General features: G+C 61.5%; 5 protein-coding genes. 2 read left to right on the top strand and 3 right to left on the bottom strand.

Annotated features, from left to right (window positions below; translation table 11 throughout):
* Positions 1-669: thiamine pyrophosphate-binding protein (locus ABIZ35_RS10155; protein ID WP_348219780.1), on the bottom strand; the 669-nt coding region annotated here is incomplete at its 3' end.
* 151 nt (positions 670-820) lie between these two features.
* Here ABIZ35_RS10155 and ABIZ35_RS10160 point away from each other — a divergent pair.
* Positions 821-1285 carry an ester cyclase gene (locus ABIZ35_RS10160; RefSeq protein WP_348219781.1) on the top strand — a complete coding sequence of 155 codons (465 nt, stop codon included), beginning with the start codon at positions 821-823 and terminating at the stop codon, positions 1283-1285.
* Positions 1286-1293: 8 nt separating this feature from the next.
* Here the strand turns inward: ABIZ35_RS10160 and ABIZ35_RS10165 are convergent, their stop codons facing one another.
* Together ABIZ35_RS10165 and ABIZ35_RS10170 are read right to left on the bottom strand one after the other, a co-directional pair.
* The gene (locus tag ABIZ35_RS10165; RefSeq protein WP_348219782.1) at positions 1294-2436 is read right to left on the bottom strand and encodes an AAA family ATPase; all 1143 of its coding nucleotides are present in this window, start codon (positions 2434-2436) and stop codon (positions 1294-1296) included.
* A 40-nt stretch (positions 2437-2476) separates the two neighbouring features.
* A complete protein-coding gene (locus tag ABIZ35_RS10170; RefSeq protein WP_348219783.1) occupies positions 2477-3103 on the bottom strand; it encodes a TetR/AcrR family transcriptional regulator in 627 nt (208 codons plus the stop codon).
* A 95-nt stretch (positions 3104-3198) separates the two neighbouring features.
* On the opposite strand from ABIZ35_RS10170, the gene ABIZ35_RS10175 reads away from it, so the two are divergent.
* Positions 3199-3951: an SDR family oxidoreductase gene (locus tag ABIZ35_RS10175; protein WP_348219784.1), complete on the top strand. Its 753-nt coding sequence runs from the start codon at positions 3199-3201 to the stop codon at positions 3949-3951.
* Positions 3952-4036 lie beyond the last annotated feature (85 nt).

The following is a 4036-nucleotide window of genomic DNA, read 5'->3' on the forward strand; positions in this document are numbered from 1 at the left end:
GGCAGCTTCCAGCAGCTCGGCGTGCGCGCCTGCGCAGCCGATACCGCCCAGGATCGTCACCTTCTTCGCGGCGTTGAGAAGATCGGCCGCTTTTTGCAGCGCGGCGGACGGCGGACGCACGATCGACGGTTCGGATTCCCAGGCGAACGGATGCGCTTCCGTCGGGCATTCCTTCATCGCGACGTCGCCGGGAATGACCACGACCGAGACGCCGCGCTGGGCGAGCGCGGTGCGCATGGCGATCTCCAGCACGCGCGGCATCTGTTCGGGAGTGGAGACGGTTTCGCAGAAGTGACTGCACTCCCGGAAGAGATGCTCCGGGCGGGTCTCCTGGAAGTATCCCGAGCCGATCTCCGCGCTCGGAATCTGCGCCGCAATCGCAAGCACCGGGACGCGGCTGCGATGGCAGTCGTACAGGCCGTTGATCAGGTGCAGGTTGCCGGGGCCGCAGCTGCCTGCGCAGACGGCGAGGCTGCCCGTCAGGTGCGCTTCAGCGCCGGCCGCGAACGCCGCCGTTTCCTCGTGCCGCACATGGATCCATTCGATCTCTGGATGCGTGCGAATGCTGTCCGTGATGGCGTTGAGCGAATCGCCCACCAGTCCGTAAACCCGTTTCACTCCGGCGGCGATCAGGGTTTCGACAAATACTTCGGCGACGTGTTTCGACATTGGGGGAGCCTCTTTCCAAATCTCTGGTTCCACATATCTACCCAGAAACATGATCCCCGAAATGCAAGAGGAATTAGAGGCCGGCGCTTGGAATTATGGAGCGCCAAGCACGACACGTTCACAACTACCCGCTCCGAAGGAGAACGTCACGATGGAACAAAACGAAGCATTGATACGGCGCTGGTTTGAGGAGCTTTGGAACCAGAAGCGAGTGGAGACGATCGACGAGTTGTTCGCACCGGACGGCGTGTCCTACGGCATGCTGGAGGATGGCGTGGCGACACACGGCGCCGAGCACTGGAAACAGGTGCACGCCTCGTTCTGCGCCGCCATTCCTGACCTGCACATTGAGGTTTGCCATGTCATCGCCGGCGGCGACCATGTCGCCGTGCGGTTCACGGCGACCGGGACGAACACCGGCCCGTTTCAGGGCATCCCCGCATCAAACAACCCCATCAAGATCGAAGGGATGTGCACCGGCCTGATCCGCGATGGAAAGCTCGTCGAAGGCCGAAATGTCCTGGATATGCTCGGGCTGCTCCAGCAGATCGGCGCCAGCCCCAAGATCGCCGAAATCGCAGCGGCGAAGCGCCTGGAAGCGACGTCCGTCGAATAACTAAAGCGCTATTCCGGGCCGTATTGGTCGATGAACTCGGGAAACCGATCGCCTTCCAGCTGCGTCTCGCCGTTCACTTTTTCCAGACGAACTGGCGAGACGCCGGAGAGGCGCGCGATGTGGTCGGCAAGGATGGTGGAGTGCGTCGTCACCCACAGCTGCGTGTCACGGGAAGCGCGGACGATGAGGTAGGCGAGTGGCTCCAGCAGATCGGGATGCAGGCTCGTTTCGGGCTCATTCAGCGCCAGAACGCCCGGAGGCTTTGGCGTCAGCAGCGCGGCGAGAAGACAGAGATAGCGGATCGTGCCATCGCTCAGTTCGCGGGCGTCGAACGGACGGGCAAGGCCGGGCATTTGCAGCGTCAGGCTGAAACGTCCGCGATTCATGTCGACCAGCAGACAGCTTCCCGGAAACGCCTGCTCCAGCGCCCGCTGGAGATCGTGGCCGTCCGCCAGAGCCATGATGGTACAGAGCGCCGCCGCCAAATCCGAGCCATCACGCGAGAGGACCGGCGTGAAGACGCCGATCTGTGGATGACGGAGCGGCGCGTCGGCGTCCGTGCGGAAGCCGTGATAGAAACGCCAGCTCAGCATTTCCTGATGCAGCGCCGAAAGCTGCGGAAATCGGTGCGGCTCGCGCAGCTGCGCGAGAACGGACTCGGAAGCGGTGAGGATCAGCCGAAAATCGACCCGCTCCCCACGGCTGTCGCGCAGCCACGCGGACCCGGGTCCGCGATCCAGCATCACGACGCGCTTCTTTTTGTCGTGAAACCAGACTTTCTCACTCTTGATATGCGGATCCAGCGCGAACGCGCCCTCCACCGGAAGAGGCGGCGGCAGACCACAGCTGAACTCATATTCGAGATCGCCGCTTCGGAATCCCAATGTCATCACCGTGGAGCCTTGCGCCGGACGGCCGACTCGAGCGACTTTGGAATTGCCGCCCGCCCACAGCGCCGACGGCATCCCACCCTCCGCCGCCAGCGCCCGCGCCAACTCCCCATTGGCGGCGGAGGCTAAGAGATACATGGACTGGTAAAGGTTACTCTTGCCGCATCCATTGGCGCCCACAAGTACGTTGATTCGCTGAAATTGGATGTAAATGCTTCGGATCGACCGATATCCAGAGACACTGAGCTGCGTGATCGCCATAATCTTCGTTGTTCTCGGCTTTCCCGTGCATCTCCTCTATTTACGCCTCTCCCGCAGCCCCCGCCTCTGTCGGCCAAGCCCGCATCGCCATCTGCGCGACGCGCCATAGTTCCTCCCGATTGGCTCCAGAGGCAGCCTGCACATCCATGCCCTGGATCACTGCGGTGAGAAAACGGGCAAGGTCGGCGCAGTCGGTATCGGCGGGCAGGTCGGCGTCGGCCACGCCGCGCTCCAGACGCTCACGGACGCGCGCTTCGCCCGCCGCGCGCTCTTCGATCAGCCGGCGGCGAATCGGCTCCGACTCGTCTCCGCAGGCAAGCGCGCCCTGCACCAGCATGCATCCCGACGGGTTTTCCGGCGCCATCAGCAGATTAATCACGCCCGCGAAGAGCTTCTCGATCGACAGGCGCGCGTTCGGTTCGGCAAGCGCGCCGCAAACATAAGACGCCGGGCCGTCTTTGTATCGATCGAGCGCCTTGCGAAACAGTTCTTCTTTGTTGCCAAAAGCGGCGTAAAGGCTCGGCCGATTGATCCCCATCGCTTCCGTCAGATCGGACAGCGACGCTCCCTCATACCCCTTCCGCCAAAACACTTGCAGCGCCCGGTCCAGCGCCACATCGGCGTCGAAAGCGCGAGGCCGGCCCCGCGCCGAAGATTCTTTTTGCATTTCCATACTTATTAGTATATAACTATTGACAGACGGCGTCAAGGGGCGGTATATCTATACCGCTAGGTAAATATATTAATCGAGGGAGAATCACTATGTCCAAGAAGCTTGAAGGAAAGGTCGCGCTTGTCACTGGCGGCAACAGCGGAATTGGCCTCGCCACCGCGCAGCGGTTCGTGGAGGAGGGCGCATATGTCTACATCACCGGCCGCCGTCAGCAGGAATTAGATGCAGCCGTGTCGCTAATCGGAAGCAACGTGACGGCGATCCAGGCGGATTCCACGAAGCTGGAAGATATCGACCGTGTTTACGCCACGATCGAAAAGGAAAAGGGACGGCTCGACGTCCTGTTCGCCAACGCTGGCAGCGGCTCGCTGCTTCCTTTAGGCTCCATTACGGAAGAGCAGTATGACAAGACGTTCGACCTCAACGTCAAGGGCGTGCTCTTTACGGTGCAGAAGGCGTTGCCGCTGATGTCCGCAGGCGCGTCGATTGTCATCAACGCTTCCCTGGTTTCCATCAAGGGCTTCCCAGCCTTCAGCGTCTACAGCGCCACCAAGGCCGCTGTTCGCTCGTTCGCGCGCGGGTGGGTATCTGATTTGAAGGGAAGCGGCATCCGCGTTAATGTCGTCAGCCCAGGCGTCGTCCCGACTCCCGCCTACAATCTTCTGGGATTGAACGAGGAGCAAATCCAGGGCTTCATTGAGGAGCAGGCGAAGGCGATCCCCCTAGGACGAGTCGGCACGCCCGATGAGATCGCCAAGGCGGTCGTGTTCCTTGCGTCCGACGACAGCAGCTTCGTCAATGGCGTCGAACTGTTTGTGGATGGCGGTCAGGGGCAGATTTAAGATTTGGCCCCTCCGTCCTGTGAGAAGATGGCCCCTCCGCCCCAATTCTGGGGGACCCGATTTCGGAGATTGGCATTTTCCGGTC

Source organism: Capsulimonas sp. (genome assembly GCF_039929585.1).
Taxonomy (GTDB): domain Bacteria; phylum Armatimonadota; class Armatimonadia; order Armatimonadales; family Capsulimonadaceae; genus Capsulimonas.